Consider the following 22,808-nt stretch of genomic DNA (forward strand, 5'->3'; position numbering starts at 1 on the left):
CTTTGTATAATTTATTTTTGATTAGAAATTAATTGCTCGCTAACTTTCTTATATAAAGCAGCCATATCGTTTTCACCATATCCAGCTTGACTCGCTTCGTCATATACGTTTAATAACATTTCGCTTACCGGTAAATGGAGTTCGCTTTCCTTAGCTAAGTCAACTGCAAATCCTAAATCTTTCTTCAATAAGTTCACAGTAAATCCTGGCTCGTAGTTTTCAGGTGCTATAAAACTTTTATAATTACGTTCATAAATTCTACTTTGACCGTAACTTACATTTAAAATATCAAACATTTTATCTAAATCCATATTATTCTTTTTCGCTAATGTTAAAGCTTCACTCACACCAGCTGTATAAAAACCAATTAATAAGTTATTAATTAACTTAACAGTTGTACCACTATCAATCTGCTCACTAACGTGGAAAATGTTCGCGCCTAGTACGCCCATGATAGATTCCGTTTTCTCATATACGTCTTTTGATCCACCAACCATAAACGTTAATGTACGGTTTTCGGCTCCTATTACACCACCGCTCACAGGTGCTGCTAAAAAGTCTACTTTCTTTTCCTTTGCAGCTTCCTCTAACTGTTTGTTTAACTGCGGCGATACCGTACTTGTATCAATGAAAACTACATTCGAGTGACCATTTTCAAATAATCCTTCTGCTCCAAAATATACCGCTTCAACAGCGCGAGGTGAAGGTAAACTTGTAAAAACTACATCACATGTTTCTGCTAGTTTTGAGATTGATAGACCGATAATTCCGCCTTCTTTTTCAAAGGACGCTTCCGCCTCTTTATTTAAGTCCACGCCATATACTGTGTAACCTGATTTAACTAGATTTTTTGACATTGGAAGGCCCATGTTACCTAAACCGATAAAACCAATCTTTTTCATATCGCTTTCCTCCTATTTACACAATATATTTCCCGCGATTTATAATAGCTTTCGCAATTTCTCTCTTCTTCGTAAATACGTTCGTGTATAAAGGCACTAATAATTGACGGATTTCAGCTAAAATCACATGTCTATCTTGTTCTTCTGTGACAGCCGCTGAAAGTACAGAAATCGCCGCTTCTTCTACTTTACGGTATCCTTCTTCACAAATAACATCCGTTATTAATTGCTTCGTACGTTCTTTTTCCTCACCATTTTTACTTACCGCTTTTCTCGTACGTAAAAACGCTGATTCCATGACGTACACGTCCGTCAACATATTTGAAATTACACGTGAATATTCTTGTTCTTGGTCAATTTTTAGGCCTGGAGTTTTAGAGAGCGTTTTCAAAGATTGTTTCAACAATTTTTTCGCTAATAAAATGTAACGATGGTTTCTTTCTACATTTGCTACATCACTTTCTACTTCAGTATCTTCTAATTGTTCGATTTGCTTCATTAACATTTTGGCAACTGTTAATCTATTAATTTCGTTCGTTCCTTCAAAAATACGACTAATTCTAGCATCACGATATAATCGTTCTACCTCATACTCTTGCATATAACCGTAACCACCATGAATTTGTACAGCTTCATCTACGATATAAGCAAGTGTTTCAGAAGCATTTACTTTATTCAGTGCACATTCAATTGCAAATTGGGACATTTTCTTCATAAGATCTTCATCGCTCTCATGAATTGCTTCATCGATTACACCTGCCGTACGATAAGCTGCACTTTCGGCTCCATATGTAGCAATGATCATATTTGCAATTTTCTCTTGAATCATCGTAAAGTCTACTAATTCCGTTTGGAACTGTTTTCGCTCTTTTCCATATTGAACCGACAAACCAATTGCTTGTTTTGCTGTTCCAATATTTCCAAAAGCAAGTTTAAGTCTAGCAAAGTTAAGAATATTAAGGGCTACGTGATGCCCTTTCCCAACTTCCCCTAAAACATTTTCAGCAGGGATGACAACATCTTCTAAAATAAGAGTCGCTGTTGAAGAACCTTTAATCCCCATTTTCTTTTCTTCTAATCCAATAGATACACCTTCACATGTTCTTTCGACAATAAACGCTGTCATTCCTTTATTTGTCTTCGCAAAAACAACGTATACATCTGCCATATGAGCATTTGTAATCCATTGCTTCTCACCATTTAACTTCCAAGCTGTTCCCTCTTCATTCAATACGGCGCTTGTTTTTGCACTTAATGCATCCGAACCAGCATTTGGCTCTGTTAAAGCATAAGCCCCAATCCATTCTCCCGATGCGATTTTCGGTAAATATTTTTCTTTTTGCTCTTTCGTTCCATAATATATGTAAGGCAATGTACCGACACCAGCGTGTATATTAAAAGAAACGCTAAACGCACCAGCGTAACCCATTTTCTCTGCTACAAGACCTGAGACAGCCTTTCCTAACTCGAACCCGCCATAATCTTCTGGTACCTCAATGCCTAATAATCCAAGTTCCCCAGCTTTCTCAAATAATTGACGAGAAACTTTATAGTTATGTTGTTCAATATTCTCCATTTGTGGAACAATTTCTTGTTTAACGAATTGTTCTGTCGTTTTTGCGATTAAATCTTCATCACCTGAAAAATCTTCTGGTGTAAAGTAAGTATGATTTATATCTTTATTAAGTGAAAAGAATTCATCCCATGGTAACTTCGTTTTCTCCATATGTATCCCCCTATCATTCGGCTTTCATAGCTTTTTGCTTATGCTCGTCTACGATGAGTGGAATATCTTTTTTGAAAATAGAAGGCGATGATTTTTCACATCAAGCATTTTATTTTGCCAAAGATGTATTTTCATCGCCTTCGCTGCTTTATCTATTGATCTTCTGATAATACTGTTTTTGCAATACCAGTATCTAACTCTTCAAAGTCATGATATGAAATTGTTTCGTATAATTCACTTCTCGTTTGCATATTAGAAAGTGCATCTTTTTGAGAACCTGTTTCTTTAATTAAAGCAAACACATTTTCATACGCTTTCGCTGCAACGCGAAGTGAAGTTACAGGATAAATAACCATTTGGAAACCCATATTCGCAAATTCCTCTGCACTATAATATGGAGTTTTTCCGAATTCAGTCATATTCGCAAGCAAAGGTGCATTTACCTTACTATTAAATAGACGGAATTCTTCCTCTGATTGAAGCGCTTCAGGGAAAATTGCGTCTGCACCTGCTTTTACATATGCATTTGCTCTTTCAATTGCTTCATCTAATCCTTCAACGCCACGAGCATCAGTACGTGCTACAATGTATAAGCTCGGTGCAACTTCTTTAATCGCTTTAATTTTTTGAACCAATTCTTCTGTAGTAACAAGTTTCTTACCATTTAAATGTCCACATTTTTTTGGTAATTGCTGATCTTCAATTTGGACAGCTGCTACTTTCGCTTCCACCATTTCTACAGCTGTTCTCGCCACATTTAGTACACCACCAAATCCTGTATCAATGTCAACAAGAACAGGTAAGTCTGTAGCTCTTACTAAATCTCTTGCTCTCTCAGCCACTTCAGTAGACGTCACGATACCTAAATCTGGTAAACCTTTACTTGCAGTATAAGCAGCTCCTGATAAATAAAGAGCTGAAAAACCTGTATTTTTCGCAACAAGAGCTGCCATTGCATCATGAGCACCTGGAATTTGCAAAATTTCATTTGCTTCTACTAAAGCTCGGAATCGATTCGCAAGCTCCTCTTGTGTTGACTGTTTTTTCACAACCCAAGCCATTCTAAATTCCCCCCTATTATTAAATTAAGAATAGATCTACAAATTCGTTTACATTCATATTTTCTAGTTTTTCTTCATTTAAACAAACTTCATGAATTTGTTCTTGTTGCTTACTAGAATAATGACCTGCCATATTTGCAGTGAATTTTCGAACAACTTTTGGAATTGCTTCGTCTCTACGGAAGCGGTGACCAAGCGGATATTCACATTCCACATTTTCTGTTACTGTGCCATCTTTAAAGTGAACTTGAACAGCGTTGGCGATTGAGCGCTTGTTCGGGTCAAGGTAATCTAAACTGTACTGTTTGTTTTCAACAACAACCATCTTATTACGTAATTCATCTACACGTGGATCGTTTGCTACTGCATCTTCATAATCGTCTGCAACGATATCTCCTTTTAATAAACCAATTGCCGTAATGTATTGTAAGCAATGATCACGATCAGCTGGGTTATTTAATGGACCTTCTTTATCAATAATACGAATTGCTGATTCATGAGTTGTAATTGTAATACGGTCAATTTCATCTAATCTCTCTTTAATTTCCGGATGCAACTTCACTGCACATTCTGCAGCCGTTTGTGCATGGAATTCTGCTGGATATGACACTTTAAATAATACATTTTCCATTACATATGACTCTAGTGGTCTTGCTAATTTTAATTCTTGTTTATTGAATAATACATCTTGGAATCCCCATCCTGGCGCAGATAATGCTGTTGGATAACCCATTTCACCTTTTAGAGCAGTCATTGCAAGATGAACACCGCGGCTCGTTGCGTCACCTGCAGCCCATGATTTACGTGAGCCCGTATTTGGAGCATGACGATATGTACGAAGACTAGAATTATCAATCCACGCATGTGATAATGCATTAAAGATTTCTTCACGTGTTCCGCCAAGCATTTTCGCAACTACTGCAGTTGTTGCTACTTTTACATATAATACATGGTCAAGACCAACTCTGTTTAAGCTGTTTTCTAAAGCAAGCACGCCTTGAATTTCATGTGCTTTAATCATCATTTCTAATACTTCACGTACTTTTAAAGCTTCTTTTCCTTCTGAAATACGAACACGGCTAATATAATCTGCAACTGCTAAAATTCCGCCTAGGTTATCAGATGGATGTCCCCACTCTGCTGCAAGCCAAGTATCGTTATAGTCTAACCAACGGATCATACATCCGATATTAAATGCACCTTTTACTGGATCTAGTACATAAGACGTACCTGGTACACGTGTACCATTTGGCACGATTGTTCCTGGCACAACTGGTCCTAGTAATTTCGTACATTCTGGATATTGCAGTGCTAAAATTCCACATCCAAGTGTATCAAGTAATACGTAACGAGCTGTACTGAATGCTTCTGCACTAGTAACCTCTTTATTTAATACATAATCGGTAATCTCTTCTAATAATGCATCTTTTTGCTTAATTTCATTTGTTTTAATCATGCTATTCTTCCCTTTCTGTCGAAAATTCGTTATTATTAATGATGGGTGTCGGTCAAACACCCATCTGGCGGGCGGCGCTAACAACTCCCCAGTTGTTCTTATTTACTAAGTACATGTCGCTCGCCAATATAATTTACACGAGGACGGAACAAACGATTATTTGCATGTTGCTCAATAACGTGCGCACATAACCCCACTGTTCTAGAGCTAAAGAAGATTGGTGTGTAAAGTTGAATTGGAATACCTAGCATCCAATATACTGGAGCTGCATAATAATCAAGATTTGGATAAATTCCTTTTTCTTTTTCCATAATCTTTTCTCCAGCTTCACACATTTCATATAGTGTATAATCACCTTTTACATCACATAACTGTTTTAAAGCTTCCTTCATCATAAGTGCTCTTGGATCCATCTTCTTCATATAAACACGGTGTCCAAAGCCCATAATTTTTTCTTTGTTATATAGTTTCTTCTGTAATAACTCTTCAAATTTCTCAACATTACCAGCTTCTAAAAGCATGTACATAACCGCTTCATTTGCACCGCCATGTAAACTTCCTTTTAAAGATGCAACTGCACCTGTTAAAGCACCGTATAAATCTGATTGTGTTGATGCAATAACGCGAGCTGTAAATGTAGAGTTTGGCATTTCATGCTCACTATATAAAACAAGGGAACGATCAAAGATCTTTTCCTCAAGTTCAGTTGGTTTTTTACCAGTTAACATATAGAAGAAATTCGCACTATAAGATAATTCTTTAAGAGGTTCAATTGGCTCCTCATTATTTAAAATATGATAGCTATTCGCTACAATGTTTGGCACTTTACTTAACAGCTTGTACCCTCGGCTTTTATTCACTTCTAACGAGCGGTTTTCGATATCATTATCGTAACCAGCTAACGCTGACACACCTGTACGTAATCCATCCATGGGATGCGTCTCTTTAGGCAATGCCTTTAGTACGTTGAATACACCTTCTGGTACTGCATATTCTTCTTTTAATTTCTTTTCAAGTGTTACTTTTTCATCTTCATTCGGTAGGTGTTCCTCCAATAAAAGGTGCACAATGTCTAAATACTCTTTTGTTTTTGAGAGTTCGATTAAGTCATACCCTTGAATTACAATTTCACCTTTTACTGTGTCAAGAAACGAGATTTTCGTCTCCGCTGCCACTATACCATCTAATCCCGGGGAAAATTTCTCTTCAGCTTTCATCATTATTTCCTCCAATCCTAATAGATCTTCGTGCACATAACTGTAAGCCTTTACAATATTGTGAAACTACATTTCTATTTCAATGTATCAGAGTTTTTAGAAGATTTCAATTTATTTTATAATGATAAGTTTCCTACACTTTTCTTACTGTAACAATACAATTTTTTGAAAATAATTCTTATATTTTATAAAGAAAGGATAGACTTCTTTGCGTATTTTCAAAAACAAGATATAAAGATTTTTCATATAACACCGCCAAATATACAATTATTCTAATTTTATTTGAGAAATAGAAAAAACGAGCTGTACATAAATACAGCTCGTTACTATATGATATTTATTTCACTATCTCTTAAATATAATTTTTATATAAAACTTATTCATTTTTAATAAAGTTATTATTTTACATAATTAAATTGAATTTCTTCCATTTCCTCATGATAACTTACAAATAAATCATAGTTTTGAAAATACCAAAGATCATCAGAATCTACAAAAAATATAATACCTTCCTTCTCAACTGACACTATTTCGCCATCGGGTTTCTCAGCAACAACCCCTAAAGAATATCCGGGCTGAATTGAACTATCCCCTCCGTACCTTACAGTAAAACGTACAGATTCACCGTGCTTTATACGTAATTCTTCCTGGAACCATTGCAGAGCTTTACGATTAATTGAAATTCTCATCTTTATTCCTCCAGTTTACGCAAACTCTTTTTTTCCTAATCGTTGTTTTACAAAGAAGACGAAAATAATTAAGGCTATCAATGCTGAAATTGCACTCCCTGAAAATAAAATACGATAACCAAACATTTGTGAAACAACTCCAAGTAAAATAGCACCTAACCCGATTCCTAAATCAAACGCTGTAAAAAATGAAGCATTTGCAACTCCTCTTTTACTCGGATCGACAATTGTAAGCATTGCCGCTTGCAAAGCTGGCTGCGCTGAACCAAATCCAATACCGTATAATGTTGCTGCGATAATTACACCTATCAAACCATTTGAAATAGTTAAAACAACTATAGCTAAAATAGTAATACATAATGCTGGAAGTATAATGAATACTTCTCCATACTTATCTAATAGTTTCCCTGAAATTGGTCTTACAATTGTTAATGCAATTGCATATACAAGAAAGAAAGTTCCCGGGTTTACATGAATTGATGATGCAAATAACGGTAAAAAGGTTGTTATTCCTCCATATGCAAACGATAAAAAGAATACTACAATCGTGATTGTTAATACGGATTTCTCAAATAGCTGAATTTTCCCTTTTTCTTTTTGTGGCGTAAATGGGATCTTCGTTATTAATGATAATACGACTGCCATAAAAGATAACAACGTCGCTAATAAAAATAGACCATCAAATGAATAATTTTGCACAACCCATAATCCAATCATAGGTCCGATCGCCATTGCAATTGTCATCGCCATCCCGTACCAACCCATACCTTCACCGCGGCGTGAATCTGGAATAATATCCGTTATTGCTGTTCCAACAGCTGTTGTAGAAACAGCCCATGTTACTCCGTGAATAACACGTAAAACAGCTAAAAGAATAATAGTCGATGCTATATTATAGGAGTACATCGTTAAGCCAAAAAAGATGAGTCCGAAAATAATAAATGATCTTCTACCATATTGATCTAACATTCCTCCAATAATCGGTCGTATTACAACAGCAGCTATTGTAAACATTCCCATCATGAGTCCAACTTGCGATTCATTGCCACCTATCTCTTTAATAAAGAGCGGGAGCGTTGGAACAAGTAAATAAAATCCTGTAAATAAAAATAACATTGCGAAAGTCATTTGAATAAATGATTTCGTCCATAATCGTTCCATAAAAATACCTCCATACACTCGTAAAATATTACGATTAACACCCTCATTGTATATTTTTTTTATCTCTTTTCCCTCCGCAAATAGACGTATCTTTTCATATTAAATAGTCCACCATCAGCTTACATTAGTCTTAAGACTTTGTACGCATATTTTAAACGAAAGTCCTATATATGTACCTTTATACGTGTGAAAAGAATATACTAATTTATTATCACAACTTAGGAGTGATTATTTTATGTGGGTATTATCATCAAGAGTAACTGTCGCGGTTCCTTCGATACCCGAAATACATGCCCCCGCCGTTCATACAGCAAGTTCCGATGTCGGCATTGAACTTCCAGCAATTTGGCAACAATACCAATCACCAGGTCAAGCTACCCCTTCATTTTGGCATCATGGTGCCCATCCAAGTAGCACTACCTTTTATCATCCTAGCCACGCTCCACTACCTCAGGCTCAAGTCTTTTATCATTTCCCATCAATTTATTTTCAAAATTTTTATGGTACGTTTAACATTTAAAACACATCATTTCATAGCTACTACATTTAAACGAAAAAAGCACTTAAGATTGTAATTTTCACAAATCTTAAGTGCTTTTTAATATTTTTTATAAATTTTTCTTATTGCCCATTATTAACAGGGGTCTCTCCTGCATTACCGCCAGTCTCTGGTTGTGTGGTCGCTGGTGGAGTTGTATTTCCTTGACCTCCTCCGTTATTTGCTGGAGGTGTCGTATTTCCTTGACCTCCTCCATTATTTGCTGGAGGTGTCGTATTTCCTTGACCTCCTCCATTATTTGCTGGAGGTGTCGTATTTCCTTGACCTCCTCCGTTATTTGCTGGAGGTGTCGTATTTCCTTGACCTCCTCCGTTATTTGCTGGAGGTGTCGTTCCTTGACCATTTCCGTTATTTTGTTCATTTTGTTTCTTTTCTTCTTCTTGTTTCTTTTGTTCTTCTTGCTTCTTAAGTTCCTCTTGTTTCTTTTGTTCTTCTTGTTTTTTCAGTTCTTCTTGTTTCTTTAATTCTTCTTGCTTTTTCTCTTCTTCAGTTTTTTGCTGTTGATCTTGTTTTGGTTGCTGCGTTGTATCCGGTACGCTAGTATTTGGCGATGAATCACGTTTTTCACCTTTTATACGTAGCTCACTACCTTCTTGAATAACACTACTTGGCATTTTAAAGCGTGATTTATCTGTAGCCATTTCGCTCATCATTTCTTTAAAGATCAACTGTGCAATTTTCGTATTCTTACTACTAATATACTCGTCTTTACCATCTTTCATATACCCAGTCCATACTGCCATCGTATATTGCGGTGTATATCCAGCGAACCAACTATCACGAGTTGCACTTTCTGGAATTTTATATTGAGCTAATTGCTTTGATGAATAGTTTGTCGTACCCGTTTTACCAGCTACATCTAAGGAGCCTACATTTGCCGATGTACCAGTACCAGATGTAACTACAGAACGAAGCATATCTGTAATCATGTATGCTGTAGAATCTGTCATAACTTGTTTTGGTTTTTGTCCAAAACTTTGTGACTTACCGTCTGGATAAACGACTTTCTTAACAAAATGCGGTTTCGTATATTTACCTTCATTACCAAATGCCGCATAAGCACCCGCTATTTCAGTTGGCGATACTTCATTTGTACCAATCGCTGTCGATTCTGTCGGTGCTGTATTAAATGTAATACCTAGTTTCTCAGAGAATTCTTTCGATTTACTAATCCCTACTTCTTTTGCAGTTTTAATTGCAGGAATATTACGCGACATTTTTAATGCTTCACGCATTGTAATTGGACCCATATGACTTCTATCTGCATTTCGTACTTCTTGTCCCGTTGAATACTTAAATGGAGAGTCATCAATTTGATGGTACGTAGCCCATTTTAAATATTCAATTGCAGGAGCGTAGTCGAAAATCGGCTTCATCGTTGAACCAGCTGCACGATCTAATTCAATTGCCATATTATGCCCTTTAAATACAGCTTTATTTTCTCCACGGCCACTACCTATAGCACGAACTTCTCCTGTTTTCGTATCCATAAATGTGAATGCACCTTGGAATTTATCGTTCGGATAATCAATGATATTATTATTTAAAATATTATCAGCAAGTTTCTGTGCTTTCGGATCTAACGTTGTATAAATTTCTAAACCGTCAGAACCGATATTAGCATCTGGTAATTCTTTTTCTACTTCTTTCACAACTGCATCCATAAATGCAGGGTATGGCATTGTTTGTAGTTGAGCTGCAGGCTTAAGCCCCTTTTCTACGTCAACTTTTGATGCTTCTTCCATTTCCTGTTTTGTTATATATCCATGTCGGTTCATTAAACTTAGAACAACATTTCTTCTTTCTGTTGCTTTTTGAACATTTTCTTTTTTCGTTGGATCATAGTTATTCGGTGCTTTCGGTAAACCTGCAAGCATCGCAACTTCTGGTAATGTTAAGTCCTTCAATTCTTTACCATAGTAGTTTTGTGCTGCTGTTGCGATCCCATATGAACGGTTTCCTAAGTTAATTTTATTTAAGTACATCTCTAATATTTCATGTTTTGAATACTGTTGTTCTAGCTTATAAGCTAAATATATTTCTTGCGCCTTACGCTTTGGTGTTTTGTCCATTGATAAGAAGTAGTTTTTTATAACTTGCTGTGTTATCGTACTTCCACCTTGAGAACCATAATCCCCTTTAAGACTTACTAGAACAGCACGGGCAGTACCTTTAAAATCTACTCCGCTATGCTCATAAAAACGTGAATCTTCTGTCGCTAAAAATGCATTTTCTACTAATTTAGGTATTTGCTCATACGTAACATTCGTCCTTTTTTCTTTTCCATATTCATATACCAAATCCCCGTTTTTATCATAAATTTTTGAGGATAACGGATTAACAAGTTTTGCTTTCTCAAGTTTTGGTGCATCCTTAATCATTACGAAAAAGGTAGCAACCCCCGCCACTAAACCAACAATACCAAGTAATAAACAAGTAATTAAAAACTTGCGAAAGAATGATGTTTTACCTTTTGGCTTTTGTGTTTTAGAAGCTGGTTGTTTTTTCTTTTTAACTTGTCGTCGTTCCTCTCGAGAACGATAATTTTCTGACATGTTACTTTCTCCTGCCTTTCAATTCTCCCGTTGATTTACTTAAAAATATTGAGGTCACTTTCTAAAATAAATTTGATTAAGAAAGTATATTGACCTGGAGCATTCAATATTTTCCTAATTCACAGATTATAAATTTTAGAATACTTCTTATACAAACTATTTTCACTTCTATTTTTCCTAATAACGCTGCCCCTTGAAGCATAGAATGTAAAAAGTGAATTTTTAATACCTCGTATAAATAATATACCTTTTTTTCAAATGGTCAATATTTTCTTATTTATAAATCAAAGGTGAAATAAAAATAGCACAACGATATGTACTTCGTGTGAACTTCCTTATAATTACGTATAACAAACATTTAATATATTGCATATAAGTATAATACCTCTTAAATTATAAGGATTTCAACATCACAACCTCAACATCTACAAAGAAGTATTAAAAATGAAAAGTGAGGAGTTGCGTAATGATGAAGCTATCTCCCGTAATTTCAAAAAATATAGTTGCTGTTGGTTATAATCCTTTTTCTATGATTTTGCGAATCCAATTAAAGAATGGTATGTACGATTTCTTTAATGTACCAGAAAGTATTTATACTGGCCTATTACATGCACAATCTAAAAGTTATTATCATAATACTTACATTAAAAATTCTTTCCGCCACACAAAAATCTAAACTTAACACCCACTAAAAAAGAAAGGAGGTTAATCCTCCTTTCTTTTAAAAACATTTTGCAGATGAATTATCTTCGATTCCTCTTATTAATTTCATCATATGCTTGAATTTGTTTTTTCAAACGCCGATCAGCTTTTTTATCATGCACTACAAGAATTGCATGTATAACTCCTGGAACCCAAAATATTAATGTTAATATGAAATTTATGATTGCCTGAATTGGTTTTCCACAAAATAATACAGCAACAGGTGGAAGAAGAATTGCTAATAAATACATCATCCCTTGAAAACTCCTTATTTTGTATTTTATATATCACTTTTCAAAATATACGCAAAAAAACCTACTACCATTTTAATCTTAACCTACCTCTAAAATCAATGTATCTCCTTCTATTTAAATAAGTATTTCAGACTTTTTATTGTTTTCTAGCCTATTTTCTTCCTCTATTGCAGTTACTCCAATTGCAGAAATTAACGTTCCTATCGCTTGTATCCAAATACCAATGAGTGCAATGATTCTCTCATCCTTCTTATCAAAAATACTATCTTCATTTTCTCTCTCATCTTTCAATACATTTGAAACACCTTGATACGCTTGTAATCCAGCCCCTAAACTTTGCATGGAGTTACCCAGTATAATAATTTTCTGTAATACATTTATATCCAACAAAGCTGCTTCTACTCCTAAAAAAGCACCCATCGATTGTAAACTGTTCCCTGTAATGATAAGATAATCATTTTCTTTCAATTGTTCATTTATATTAAAATATGTTCCTATTACATTTGATATATTGCCTAATGCTAATAACTCAATTCCTATTTGATCAAGTAATTTACTTTGATTCTCTAAGCCTATATTTTGATTTTCTCTTTTTTCTTCCCCATCATCATAATTGCTCGCAATGATTTGTAATATATATCCGAGGGCTTGTAATGAGCTTCCTACAATAACAAGATCCGATTCAACTTTCTCTTCTCCAATAAATCCTCTTGTCGTTCCAATAGCAGCTGTAAGATTCCCTCCCACTTGAAACCATGCCCCTGTCACTTTTAAACTGCTTGGATTCATTTTTATCACCTATTTAAATATTTTCTAAAGCTTTCAAAACAAACAAATCTCACCCTTAATCTTTTATTTTATTTTTTAGATGTAATTTTGTGAATGATATAATGTGCTACTAATATAAAAGCACCTTAAAGGTGCTTTTTATATGCATGCTGGGCATTTCAATGAATCTCCATTTTTATCTATTGTTATATTCAATATATATTCAATTGCTTTATGTGACCAAGTTTCAGGTGTAGGCGATTCATTTATATATTGTGGCGCACATGACTTCAGCATTGGAGTACTAATACTCCCTCCAGGATCTAAAGCAACTACAGCCATGCCATGGGGTAATTCCAGGGCCATAGATTTAGTGATACCTTCAATAGCAAATTTCGAGGCACAATATGGCGCAAGCTCAGCCTCACCTTCTCTCCCCCAACTAGAACTCATATTAATGATAATTCCTTCTTTCCTAGCTACCATCGCTGGAACAAATGCTCTTATTACATTTACTACACCATTCACGTTTACATTCATTACATTTTCGAATTCTTGAGCCGTAATTTTCCAAAGTTGTGCATTTTGATTTACAATCGATGCATTATTTATTATCATATCGGGAGCTGTATGTGTATTAAGTATATAATTTGCCCAATTGTTAACTTGCTGAGAATCTGAAACATCAATTACTTGGAAATCATGTATTTTACTGTACTGTTTTTTTAGTTCTTCAATTTTATCTTTTGAACGTCCACAACCATATATGTTCCACCCTAATTCATGAAATCGATCAACCATCGCACGCCCTAACCCTTGTGTCACGCCTGTAATAATTACAGATTTACTAATTTCTTTTCGCTTCATTTCTCTCATCCTCCTTCCCTATATCTTACTCTCTTCATTTTTATTCAGCGATTTACTATAGTATCAACTCAACTCATACTTTAGTAATGGTTTTGATATTGTATACATAAACCAAAAAAGTAACCATCATGGTTACTTTTTGCTATATATCTAAAAATTCATTGTTTATTTCATTATTGTTTTTACATTTCAACTTCTCTTTTCCACATTTCTCACACTGGTAAATATAAACTACACCTAATGTACCTTTTTTAAAATTCTCATTATCCTGCATCTTAATAAAAATATATTTATGTTTACAATGCGATTCACCCAAATAATTTTTAAACCACTTTTTCAACACAACACATTCCACCTTTATGATAGAACCTTTATTTAGCTGCTTTATTACATACTTTTATTTAAATGTTCAATCTCATCTTGCAACTTTTTAAATTGCTCAAAATGCATGGTAATAGATTGGCTACTACCATAATCAACATTTTGTTTCACTAATATAACACCCGTATCATGAAAAAGCGCTTCAAGTTCTTTCCTAATAGACACTTTCGCAATATGAGCTGTTTTAATTGCAGATAAAATTGCAATTTCATTAAACTTTAATTTTATTTCATTTGGACAAAATGCGTCTTCAACTAATATAACTTCATTACTATAAATTAGTGCAACAAGATTACTTGATTTGGCATCTGTTAAATCAACTTTTTTCATAATATCTTTCATTACATTTTGCCTCCTTTATTTTCATATATATCAATTATACAAATTTTTTTAAAAAAATTACTCAACTTTATTATATTAATTTTAACACACTTTTATTGAAATCCATGCTCCAAACGTTTTACTATTCCACAATTTTTATTATATGAACCATCTGGACTATAACTCCATATAGTAATGTTAACAACTTATTATAAAGCAGGTGAAAATTATGCCATCAGTTGTAGGAAATTTAGTTGTACAAAATAGTAATGGATCATTTAACTTAGGTGATTTCTACAACGTTTCTCCGAAAGAAAATACGAAAGCTTATAATGGTTCCGGCGCATCAAACGTTGGTTTTGTTGTTAATACTTTTAGCGGTGTTAGCGCGACCAATACATTTGATTCTGACCTTGCAGATCAAAACCAAGTGGGTACAGCCTAATCTTATGTTCAACTTTTTGTATAGAAAATTTTAATTTGTCTATACTATAATCAGGCTGTTTGACAGCTCTTATCGATTTTGGAGTACCCTATCTTTTTCTCCCTTTCCCTGGGGCTCAGCAGCTAGCACAAAGCTAGCTGCTTTTTCTTATATTATTTGTCTCATAAATCAGAAATAAAAAAAGCTGCCATTTAATATTCAGCTTCTTTTACATTATTTCAATAATATCCATAGCGTTAAATACGTAAGTTTTATAAAAGGCGTCTGTACAAATTACAATTTGTTTTACCGGATTGATATGTACAACAGTCATGTAGCTTGTTAATATGTAACCATCTTCAAAATATGTTACCAATATTTCTTTCTCAGACAGTAATGACGTTAATAATTTATCAGAAATCCTCTCTTTTGCTTCATTTGTTAAAAGCGGTTTTTGTACTTTTAATTTCTCTCCAATAATCTTTCTCATATTTAAAAGTTGTTCGGACATTACTGTAAACGGAACCCACTCTCTTTCTTCTTTTTGTATCTTTACATCGTTCATTTTTTATCTCCTTGATCATTTATACATTTATTTATTCATGCTATCCCTTAGTTATTTTTAATACTTACTAAACTCGAATTTACTTCTAAACTATAATTAGGTTACCTCTTAAAAGAACATTCGTTCTTATTATACACGAACTTACGTTCCTTTGAGAAGAGCTATACTTATTATTTCTTAACAAAAAACATAAATTTATTTATCTCCATATTTTTTCCTTTATCAAATAAACTTTTCATTTCTTATATAAAATGCATATAAAAACTAAAAGGCGACTTCACACAAAGTGAAATCGCCTTTTTCTAAAAAATATTCAAAGCTTATTTTTCTATCCTAACTAATGTTCTTTCTGGAATACATAATTCATCTATATTAAAATGATTTATTTTTAAGTTCAATTCCCCTACTCGTTCCTTATCTTCATCACCAACCCAACAACTAAATAATTCGAAATAGTCTCCATCTTCCAAATAACTTTCCATAATCTTGCATAAAGTTAAAAGTTTTTCTTTCGCTTCTTTTTTTTCCTTTACATTTTGCCACTCGACAAGTTCAATTCCCCAATTAGTTGAAACCTCATATGTGTAATTTGTTTGGAATTGATAATCTTGTACAATTTCAAGCATACTTTCATCTGAAAAACACGGTCCAAAAACAATTACATCATTAGAATCTGGATCCGTTAACGGAATTTCTACATTACAGCCTATGTAACTTGCTAAACTCATTTTATACTCCTCCAATATTCGTATAAAAAATACTTCATAGTATATTTATTTACTCAAATATAAAATCCCTGCCTAAACGAAAAAGTTTTAAATTTTTATCGTTTATTAACCATCTATAACTGAAAACATATACTATGATGAACGAACTCACAAAGCATAAGAAAAGAGAGTGTTGTAAATGCTCTCTTTTCTTACATACTCTATGGAACTTTACAAAACTGAATCAGTGATTTTTATTATTATATTTTATTACATATACTTAGGTTGTACTATTATATGTAACTCTCTCTCTGTATCCGCTTTTTTCGGATGACGAAAATAATTAAGTTCGTACTTTAACACTTTATACTCAACCATCCCAATTATAATCCCTTTCGTTTCTTTTAATATAACTAATAAATCACTTATATTTTCATCATATGACTCAAAAATTTTCGCTCCGCCCTCTCCTTGAAAGATTACTTTCATATATTCTCCCCACCTTAATTTATTGATGTGGTAAATGATGCGTTTAAAACGATTCATTCTTTATCCTAAAATTTTCACAACAAAAAGAACATCCTTTCCAATCGAATGCTCAGCTTTTTACTAATTATCCATGTTAAATATTTATTCAAAAACATTATATGTATTATTTTTTTAATTATGTTCGATATACATTATTAAAGAGTAAATATATGTAATAAACTTGCATAATGAAAACCGTAGAATATCCACTTTCGTTGAAATAATTATAAACCATAATTTCCCATTGTAATTCTTAATATTTAAATGTAATATTGTATTGTCTTACTATCTATTTATAACTCACACACTAATTAGAAAAGGGAACTCTATATGAGTTCCCTTTTCTAATTATGATTACAGTCATTATTTCTTTTCTAAAAATTTAAATGTATCTTTAAATTCTTTATTATTCACTTTAATATCAGCATCTTTCAATAAATCATTGACTACTTGTTGTTTCCATTTACCTGTCGTATCTTGTAGTCTTTGTTGTTCTATATCTTTACGAATTTTATCCTTTACTTCATCAAATGGCTTCAATTCTTTTTTATCCGTCACTTTAATAATATGGTAACCGTAAGTTGTTTTAACCGGATCACTTACTTGGCCTGCATCTAATTTATACGCAGCTTCCTCAAATTCTTTCACTGTTTGCCCAGGAGCAAAACCAGATATTTCCCCGCCCTGTTCCTTTGAATCAGTATCCTCTGAATACTGTTTTGCTAAGGCAGCAAAATCTTCACCATTATTTACTTTCTCTTTTATTTCTTTAGCCGTTTTTTCATCTTTCACTAAAATATGACTTACTTTCATTTCTGGTTTATAGTTATCTTTCACATCTTTTTCTGTGACTGTTGCTTTAATCGCTTTCTCAAATGCAATTTCTGGCTTCATTTTTTCTTTTAATTCATCTTCATTTTTCAATCCAAGTTGTTCTAAAGTCGATTTAAAGTTCTCACCCATTTTATCTTTTGCTTCTTCTACTTTCTTTTTTGCTTCCTCATCTGAAACTTTATATTTATCTAACAATGTCTTACTTAACATCATTTGATATAAAGTACTTTCTCCATATTGTTGTCGTAATTCTTTACTTAATTCTTTCTCTGTAACATTCCCTACTTTTGATGTTACTACGTTGTCTGAGGAACCACATGCAGATAATGCTAGCATCACGCATGAAATAATTGTTCCAATAAATATTTTTTTCTTTTTCAATTCAAATACCTCACTTTTATCATTATGCAAATTAACTATACACAGTCATTGTGAAAACAGTGTGTTTTCTACATGTAATTCATTTCATATGAGTAGACTATATATCATGTATTTTCATTTTTAAACGTAAAGAGTCTTCTTACTATTATGTATAGTAAGAAGACTCTTTACATACTCCTTAAAAACAATACTGCCGCTATAGTTACTTAATAATTACATGTTTTTCAGGTATCCAACTATTCTGCCCGATATCTACCGCATTTCCCACTCTACCCCACACTCGAAAAGATGTCGATCCATCTATATTCCCTTTATAATTCATACATTCAGGCTCTTCATAATAATTTACTCCGTAACCGACAGGATATTTCGAAGTTGCATAAAACCATTTCACATTAAAATGTTTTAAATATGCCCACTGCTTATCGTTCCCTAAACAAATCATATCTTGCTCACCGCCTCCCCAATAACCTGTTAAGATTAAATATGGAATTTTCTGAGTGAGTGCACCTGTAAATTGAGGGGTCATGGGAGTTTCATATAAATTTATTCCGTATCCATCAGGATATTTCGAAACTGCAATACCAATGCCATTCGGTTGCTGTGTATACACTATGTTAGATTGATTTGCTTTGTTGGAATCTATAAACCAAGAAAGTGACTTATTTCCTACTAATCGATTCAGATCACATTTCCCAATCCCAGGAACATTCCCTGAATCCGTATATTGCCACATATCGCATGGATATGCTGGCTTATTCCCTCCATAACGAGGGATCCATACGAAATCAGCTTCAATATTACATGCTCCAAATGATAAATACGTGTGATGCCCTACGTATAATCCTACTTTTTCCGCACCTAAACGGCGTAATTCATCAATAAATGCCTGTGTCCCGCCTTGCATATCTACCATCGTTTGAACTTCTATGTCTGCTACCCAAAACTTAGCAGATTGATCACCACGATTCCAAAAATCTTGTGCCTCTTTCTTTGCATCAGCAATAGATATAAAACGGCAAAAAGCATAATTACCGAATGGGATACTATGCTTTTTCATTTCACTAACATAATTTTGATACATAAAATCCACCGTATTAGAGCCGTCTTGAACTCTAGCAATCACTAAATCTAGCTGAGATGCTGCAATATCCCAATTAATAGTTCCATTCCATTTTGAAATATCTACAATATACCCCATACATTCCAGCTCCTTTTGAATGTCTTATTCATAGCTTGTTTTATTGTAAGCTTCCTCCCTCTAAAACTAGCTATCTATAATATAAATAAAAAGAATCTTTACTGTTTTTCAAAATATATTCTCTTTCAGAAATATTTCTATCAACTTTAACATGTATGCCACATAAACATTCGAAATATACCCTACTATTCATTTATTATGTAATCTCGTCCTATCAATCATTTTTACAGATATTAAAAAAAATCTCCTGTATTATTAAATTATAACTTTCAGTATCGATTTCCTTTCAACTAAAAAATTTCATCCCTCATTTTCTATATATTCTTAAGTCAAAATTACTACCTCTACATGAAATTTGAGATTTAGAAAAATTTTAATTAATTGAAGTTTACTCCTATTAAATTGCAATTTTCCAACCTGAACACTATTGGTGCATAAAAAAGACATTTTCTATTACTGAAAATGTCTTTTTACAGTTTAATAAAACAACTTTGGTGCTAAATCTGTATTTTGTAATTGTGAGTTTTCACTGCTCATAACACAACTTGTGGAAAATAGAATTGGGATACCACAAACCTCATCATTCATTACATCACGAAACACATTGGCCGCAACACCTGTAAACGTTTGACATAAGTTAGAAATATCGTCATTGAAAAACTGAATGACTTCCGCAGCGAAAACCGGAAAAACAACATTCGGTCCGCCAGGGAACTGAGGCTGTACCACAACTTGTTCAAAATAAGGATTATTTTCTAGTGCTACTTGAAATAAATGAGCTATTTCAAATGCATCTAGTGGACAAGGAAATGGATTTACAATTTCATTCTCATTATTCGTTACAATAACTGTCACACTTACATTCCCAAATTGTACAAAAGATTTTAAAAGCGTTGCTAATGCTCTCGCTTTTTCGTTGCTTAACGCATGCACTAAAATAATATAATTACCACCAACAGGAATAAGCGGCCCAACTGTAACAGTTGGATCAGCACCTATTGAATTTTTTAATTCATTAAAATATGTGATCCACGGTGGCGAAAGCTGAGCTTGTACATTTTCTTCCACTATTTTATACTACCTCCTTATACCATTCTTACTAACATAATATGTAACAAACAAAAAAATGCATTAGTTATATTAACCATTTGCGTATTTATTGATTATATTAATTAAACATTTTATTTCCCATTCTCAATTTCCCCTTTACATCTTTAAGCACTTTTACTACTATAAAATTCTTTATTATAAGCAAATCCACTGAAATTTCATATTATACTAATACGACTCTATATCCATTAAATTAATAATACTCAATATTAGGAGCTGATTTCATGGAAAAAAAACCTATCGTGTTCAAAATCCCACCAAATTCAAAGCTAAAAATTACATTTTTCGGTCCTTGTAACGAAGTAATTACAAATGTGTCTATAATTAATCAACTATGCACCCCTAAATGTCAAACTATCACGCAATACCCAGACTTTAAGAAATATGTAACGGAAGTACGATCGCTATCCCGTTGTTAGTCCGCATAATGCACGATTTTCACAACTTTATTACCTAAAATAACCGAGAAAGAAAATAACTGCATTCCTAGACTAAAATTACTCATGTTATGATATTCCATTGATAATTCATTGATTTTTTACACGTTTTTATGAAAAGAACATATATTATCGTATGGAGATTATCCACTCATAAAACCTATCTTTCTTTGGAGCGTACTTTTTATGTATGCTCTTTTTTTATGTAACCGTCCCCCTTCTAAATTGACCAACAATATATTAAAATTCTTTATATACTCAAGGAGGTCAAATATGTTCAAGTTGCATCCAATACTACTCATCTTAGGATTGATTTTGTTTTTATATAGTGTAATCGCCTTTATGCTATTCTTTTCAGTGTATTAGCATTCCCTACACAAATCTATGTTCAATATATAATTTCTATATAGTAAAGAAAAAACATAATGATACGATCTTTTATGTATTCCGTCTTTCTTGTTCTATAAGAAAACTAGTAAACTTACTAACAATGTGTTTTTACAAGCATGTTACTTATTATTCTGTTTATTATCTGAAGAAGGTTGAAGCCCCTACAAATTAAACTACGTTTTACCTATTTACTTATATATTTTAGAAAAACAATAATAATCCCCCACCATTTGGTAAGGGGATTAACTAAACCTACTAAAAAACATTTAATAATCAGTTTTATTTAGTTGGAGAAGGAAATCTTGCCGCTTCAAAGTGAACCGTATTTACACCATTAACATTTTGTACAATTACGCCAGCAATACTACTTTCTGCAAAAACTTCAACTAAATCTCCTGCTTCTAATTGAAGAATAGTAGTTACGGAAACATCATTATTAAAAAATACTCCTGTTCCAAAGAAATCATTATCTATCGCTATTGCCGGATTGCCATTTACACGAATTTCTACTCTAGCTCTGTAATTTACATTAAAATCATTTGGAGAAAATGTTATATTTCCTAATACACTATATACCCCTCTAGTTTTCGGAGTAAAAATCGACGTTACTGGATTATATTCATTCGCTAGATCAAATTGTTCATTTTGAAATAATACTTTAACAGGAGTATTTGCTAGAACAGGTTGATTAACTGTATTCACAGCTCTAAATGCCGATGCCCTTACAAGCTCCTCTTTCTTATCATCACAACACTTCACCTTTACATACTTCCTATCACATTTACTACTTTTCCTATAACAATCATGACTTTCCTTTTTGTAATCTTTACAATACTTACAGTAATAATAAGACATAGTGAGTCCCCCTTTACACTTATTTTTACATAGTATGCTATATAGATTAGAATAGCTTGGACGACCTGTTACTATTTTTAATAGATTAAAAAACCCTCACCATTTCGGTGAGGGTTTACCTTTAAGCTTCTGCAAACTCATTGTTTAATGACTTTATTTAATTGGCGAAGGAAATCTTGCTGCTTCAAAATGTGCACCATCTTCTAAAGGACTTAAAACTCCATCTATACTACTTTGTGCATAAATCTCAACTTCATCCCCTGCATTCAATTGAACAATCGTCGAAACACTTACGACATTTCCAAAACTTATTGGACCAAAAAAGTCATTATCTATAGCTATCGCTGCGTTTCCATTCACACGAATTTCTACACGCGCTCTATAATTTAAAGTTGGATCGTTTGGAAAGAAACCAATCGTTCCAATAATAGAATATACACCTTTAGTCTTCGGCATAAAAATAGATGTTGCTGGATTATACTCATTCGCTAAATCAAATTGTTCATTTTGAAATAACACTTTCACAAAAGTATTAGCAGGAACATTTTGATTCACAGTATTTCTAGCTCTAAACGCCGATGCTCTAACAAGATTGTCCTTGTTATCATGGCACTTACAAGTGTTCTTACAACAATCATGATGCTTCTTTTTATACTCCTTACAATACTTACAGTAGTAATAACAAGACATACTAATTCCCCTTTCAAACTTATTACTACATATTATGTAAGATTGATTTATAAGGTTTGGACTAGCT

General features: G+C 33.3%; 25 protein-coding genes. 4 read left to right on the forward strand and 21 right to left on the reverse strand.

Going from position 1 to position 22,808, the window contains the following annotated elements; all coding sequences use genetic code 11:
- Window positions 1–11: 11 nt before the first annotated feature.
- From ACTFSL_RS14670 to ACTFSL_RS14700, 7 genes are all read right to left on the reverse strand, one after another.
- A complete protein-coding gene (locus tag ACTFSL_RS14670) occupies window positions 12–902 on the reverse strand; it encodes an NAD(P)-dependent oxidoreductase (RefSeq protein WP_000719409.1) in 891 nt (296 codons plus the stop codon).
- Window positions 903–918: 16 nt separating this feature from the next.
- The gene (locus tag ACTFSL_RS14675; protein ID WP_000415995.1) at window positions 919–2,628 is read right to left on the reverse strand and encodes an acyl-CoA dehydrogenase family protein; all 1,710 of its coding nucleotides are present in this window, start codon (window positions 2,626–2,628) and stop codon (window positions 919–921) included.
- 152 nt (window positions 2,629–2,780) lie between these two features.
- A complete protein-coding gene (gene prpB, locus ACTFSL_RS14680; protein ID WP_000312639.1) occupies window positions 2,781–3,689 on the reverse strand; it encodes a methylisocitrate lyase in 909 nt (302 codons plus the stop codon).
- A 19-nt stretch (window positions 3,690–3,708) separates the two neighbouring features.
- Complete coding sequence (prpD, locus tag ACTFSL_RS14685; protein WP_098570734.1) at window positions 3,709–5,145, reverse strand: 2-methylcitrate dehydratase; 1,437 nt, start codon at window positions 5,143–5,145, stop codon at window positions 3,709–3,711.
- Window positions 5,146–5,243: 98 nt separating this feature from the next.
- On the reverse strand, window positions 5,244–6,365 hold the full coding sequence (gene mmgD / locus ACTFSL_RS14690) for a citrate synthase (RefSeq protein WP_002041090.1): 1,122 nt from the start codon (window positions 6,363–6,365) through the stop codon (window positions 5,244–5,246).
- A 395-nt stretch (window positions 6,366–6,760) separates the two neighbouring features.
- Entirely contained in the window at window positions 6,761–7,051 is a 291-nt protein-coding gene (locus ACTFSL_RS14695; RefSeq protein ID WP_088339136.1) for a HesB/YadR/YfhF family protein, read from the reverse strand.
- Between the two features lie 15 nt (window positions 7,052–7,066).
- Window positions 7,067–8,212: an MFS transporter gene (locus ACTFSL_RS14700; protein ID WP_033690965.1), complete on the reverse strand. Its 1,146-nt coding sequence runs from the start codon at window positions 8,210–8,212 to the stop codon at window positions 7,067–7,069.
- 235 nt (window positions 8,213–8,447) lie between these two features.
- Between ACTFSL_RS14700 and ACTFSL_RS14705 the strand changes: the two genes are divergently transcribed.
- Window positions 8,448–8,732, forward strand: a complete 285-nt coding sequence (locus tag ACTFSL_RS14705) for a hypothetical protein (protein ID WP_000270101.1) — start codon at window positions 8,448–8,450, stop codon at window positions 8,730–8,732.
- Between the two features lie 101 nt (window positions 8,733–8,833).
- On the opposite strand, the gene ACTFSL_RS14710 is transcribed toward ACTFSL_RS14705, so the two are convergent.
- Window positions 8,834–11,326: a PBP1A family penicillin-binding protein gene (locus ACTFSL_RS14710; RefSeq protein WP_135277702.1), complete on the reverse strand. Its 2,493-nt coding sequence runs from the start codon at window positions 11,324–11,326 to the stop codon at window positions 8,834–8,836.
- Window positions 11,327–11,792: 466 nt separating this feature from the next.
- Between ACTFSL_RS14710 and ACTFSL_RS14715 the strand changes: the two genes are divergently transcribed.
- Window positions 11,793–12,002: a KTSC domain-containing protein gene (locus tag ACTFSL_RS14715; protein ID WP_000977081.1), complete on the forward strand. Its 210-nt coding sequence runs from the start codon at window positions 11,793–11,795 to the stop codon at window positions 12,000–12,002.
- 67 nt (window positions 12,003–12,069) lie between these two features.
- Here the strand turns inward: ACTFSL_RS14715 and ACTFSL_RS14720 are convergent, their stop codons facing one another.
- The 5 genes from ACTFSL_RS14720 to ACTFSL_RS14740 all read right to left on the reverse strand — a co-directional run bounded on the left by ACTFSL_RS14720 (window position 12,070) and on the right by ACTFSL_RS14740 (window position 14,640).
- A complete protein-coding gene (locus ACTFSL_RS14720; protein WP_000990233.1) occupies window positions 12,070–12,282 on the reverse strand; it encodes a YqaE/Pmp3 family membrane protein in 213 nt (70 codons plus the stop codon).
- A 114-nt stretch (window positions 12,283–12,396) separates the two neighbouring features.
- Entirely contained in the window at window positions 12,397–13,071 is a 675-nt protein-coding gene (locus ACTFSL_RS14725) for a DUF6944 family repetitive protein (protein WP_440041926.1), read from the reverse strand.
- Between the two features lie 138 nt (window positions 13,072–13,209).
- Window positions 13,210–13,917: an SDR family oxidoreductase gene (locus ACTFSL_RS14730; RefSeq protein ID WP_440041927.1), complete on the reverse strand. Its 708-nt coding sequence runs from the start codon at window positions 13,915–13,917 to the stop codon at window positions 13,210–13,212.
- A 142-nt stretch (window positions 13,918–14,059) separates the two neighbouring features.
- A complete protein-coding gene (locus ACTFSL_RS14735; protein ID WP_000915146.1) occupies window positions 14,060–14,260 on the reverse strand; it encodes a hypothetical protein in 201 nt (66 codons plus the stop codon).
- A gap of 44 nt (window positions 14,261–14,304) precedes the next feature.
- Complete coding sequence (locus tag ACTFSL_RS14740; RefSeq protein ID WP_000651907.1) at window positions 14,305–14,640, reverse strand: hypothetical protein; 336 nt, start codon at window positions 14,638–14,640, stop codon at window positions 14,305–14,307.
- Between the two features lie 208 nt (window positions 14,641–14,848).
- Between ACTFSL_RS14740 and gerPF the strand changes: the two genes are divergently transcribed.
- Window positions 14,849–15,064: a spore germination protein GerPF gene (gerPF, locus tag ACTFSL_RS14745; protein ID WP_001141569.1), complete on the forward strand. Its 216-nt coding sequence runs from the start codon at window positions 14,849–14,851 to the stop codon at window positions 15,062–15,064.
- Between the two features lie 208 nt (window positions 15,065–15,272).
- On the opposite strand, the gene ACTFSL_RS14750 is transcribed toward gerPF, so the two are convergent.
- The 6 genes from ACTFSL_RS14750 to ACTFSL_RS14775 form a co-directional block, all read right to left on the reverse strand.
- Window positions 15,273–15,608 (reverse strand): YolD-like family protein, encoded by a 336-nt coding sequence (locus ACTFSL_RS14750; protein WP_002024004.1) that lies wholly within the window; start codon window positions 15,606–15,608, stop codon window positions 15,273–15,275.
- 320 nt (window positions 15,609–15,928) lie between these two features.
- Entirely contained in the window at window positions 15,929–16,336 is a 408-nt protein-coding gene (locus ACTFSL_RS14755) for a hypothetical protein (protein ID WP_000050503.1), read from the reverse strand.
- A gap of 249 nt (window positions 16,337–16,585) precedes the next feature.
- Window positions 16,586–16,804, reverse strand: a complete 219-nt coding sequence (locus ACTFSL_RS14760; protein WP_440041928.1) for a hypothetical protein — start codon at window positions 16,802–16,804, stop codon at window positions 16,586–16,588.
- 402 nt (window positions 16,805–17,206) lie between these two features.
- On the reverse strand, window positions 17,207–18,058 hold the full coding sequence (locus tag ACTFSL_RS14765; protein WP_000727355.1) for a peptidylprolyl isomerase PrsA: 852 nt from the start codon (window positions 18,056–18,058) through the stop codon (window positions 17,207–17,209).
- 202 nt (window positions 18,059–18,260) lie between these two features.
- Entirely contained in the window at window positions 18,261–19,259 is a 999-nt protein-coding gene (locus ACTFSL_RS14770; RefSeq protein ID WP_326264022.1) for a glycoside hydrolase family 25 protein, read from the reverse strand.
- Window positions 19,260–19,736: 477 nt separating this feature from the next.
- Window positions 19,737–20,327 carry a hypothetical protein gene (locus tag ACTFSL_RS14775; RefSeq protein WP_000392281.1) on the reverse strand — a complete coding sequence of 197 codons (591 nt, stop codon included), beginning with the start codon at window positions 20,325–20,327 and terminating at the stop codon, window positions 19,737–19,739.
- Between the two features lie 266 nt (window positions 20,328–20,593).
- Between ACTFSL_RS14775 and ACTFSL_RS14780 the strand changes: the two genes are divergently transcribed.
- Window positions 20,594–20,788, forward strand: coding sequence for a hypothetical protein (locus tag ACTFSL_RS14780; RefSeq protein ID WP_000412555.1), 195 nt, complete (start codon window positions 20,594–20,596; stop codon window positions 20,786–20,788).
- A 687-nt stretch (window positions 20,789–21,475) separates the two neighbouring features.
- On the opposite strand, the gene ACTFSL_RS14785 is transcribed toward ACTFSL_RS14780, so the two are convergent.
- Together ACTFSL_RS14785 and ACTFSL_RS14790 are read right to left on the reverse strand one after the other, a co-directional pair.
- A complete protein-coding gene (locus tag ACTFSL_RS14785) occupies window positions 21,476–22,051 on the reverse strand; it encodes a hypothetical protein (RefSeq protein WP_000122943.1) in 576 nt (191 codons plus the stop codon).
- A gap of 153 nt (window positions 22,052–22,204) precedes the next feature.
- Window positions 22,205–22,741: a C1q-like domain-containing protein gene (locus tag ACTFSL_RS14790; RefSeq protein ID WP_002183539.1), complete on the reverse strand. Its 537-nt coding sequence runs from the start codon at window positions 22,739–22,741 to the stop codon at window positions 22,205–22,207.
- Between the last annotated feature and the right edge of the window lie 67 nt (window positions 22,742–22,808).

It is taken from the genome of Bacillus cereus group sp. MYBK108-1, from assembly GCF_051917185.1.
Lineage (GTDB): Bacteria > Bacillota > Bacilli > Bacillales > Bacillaceae_G > Bacillus_A > Bacillus_A cereus.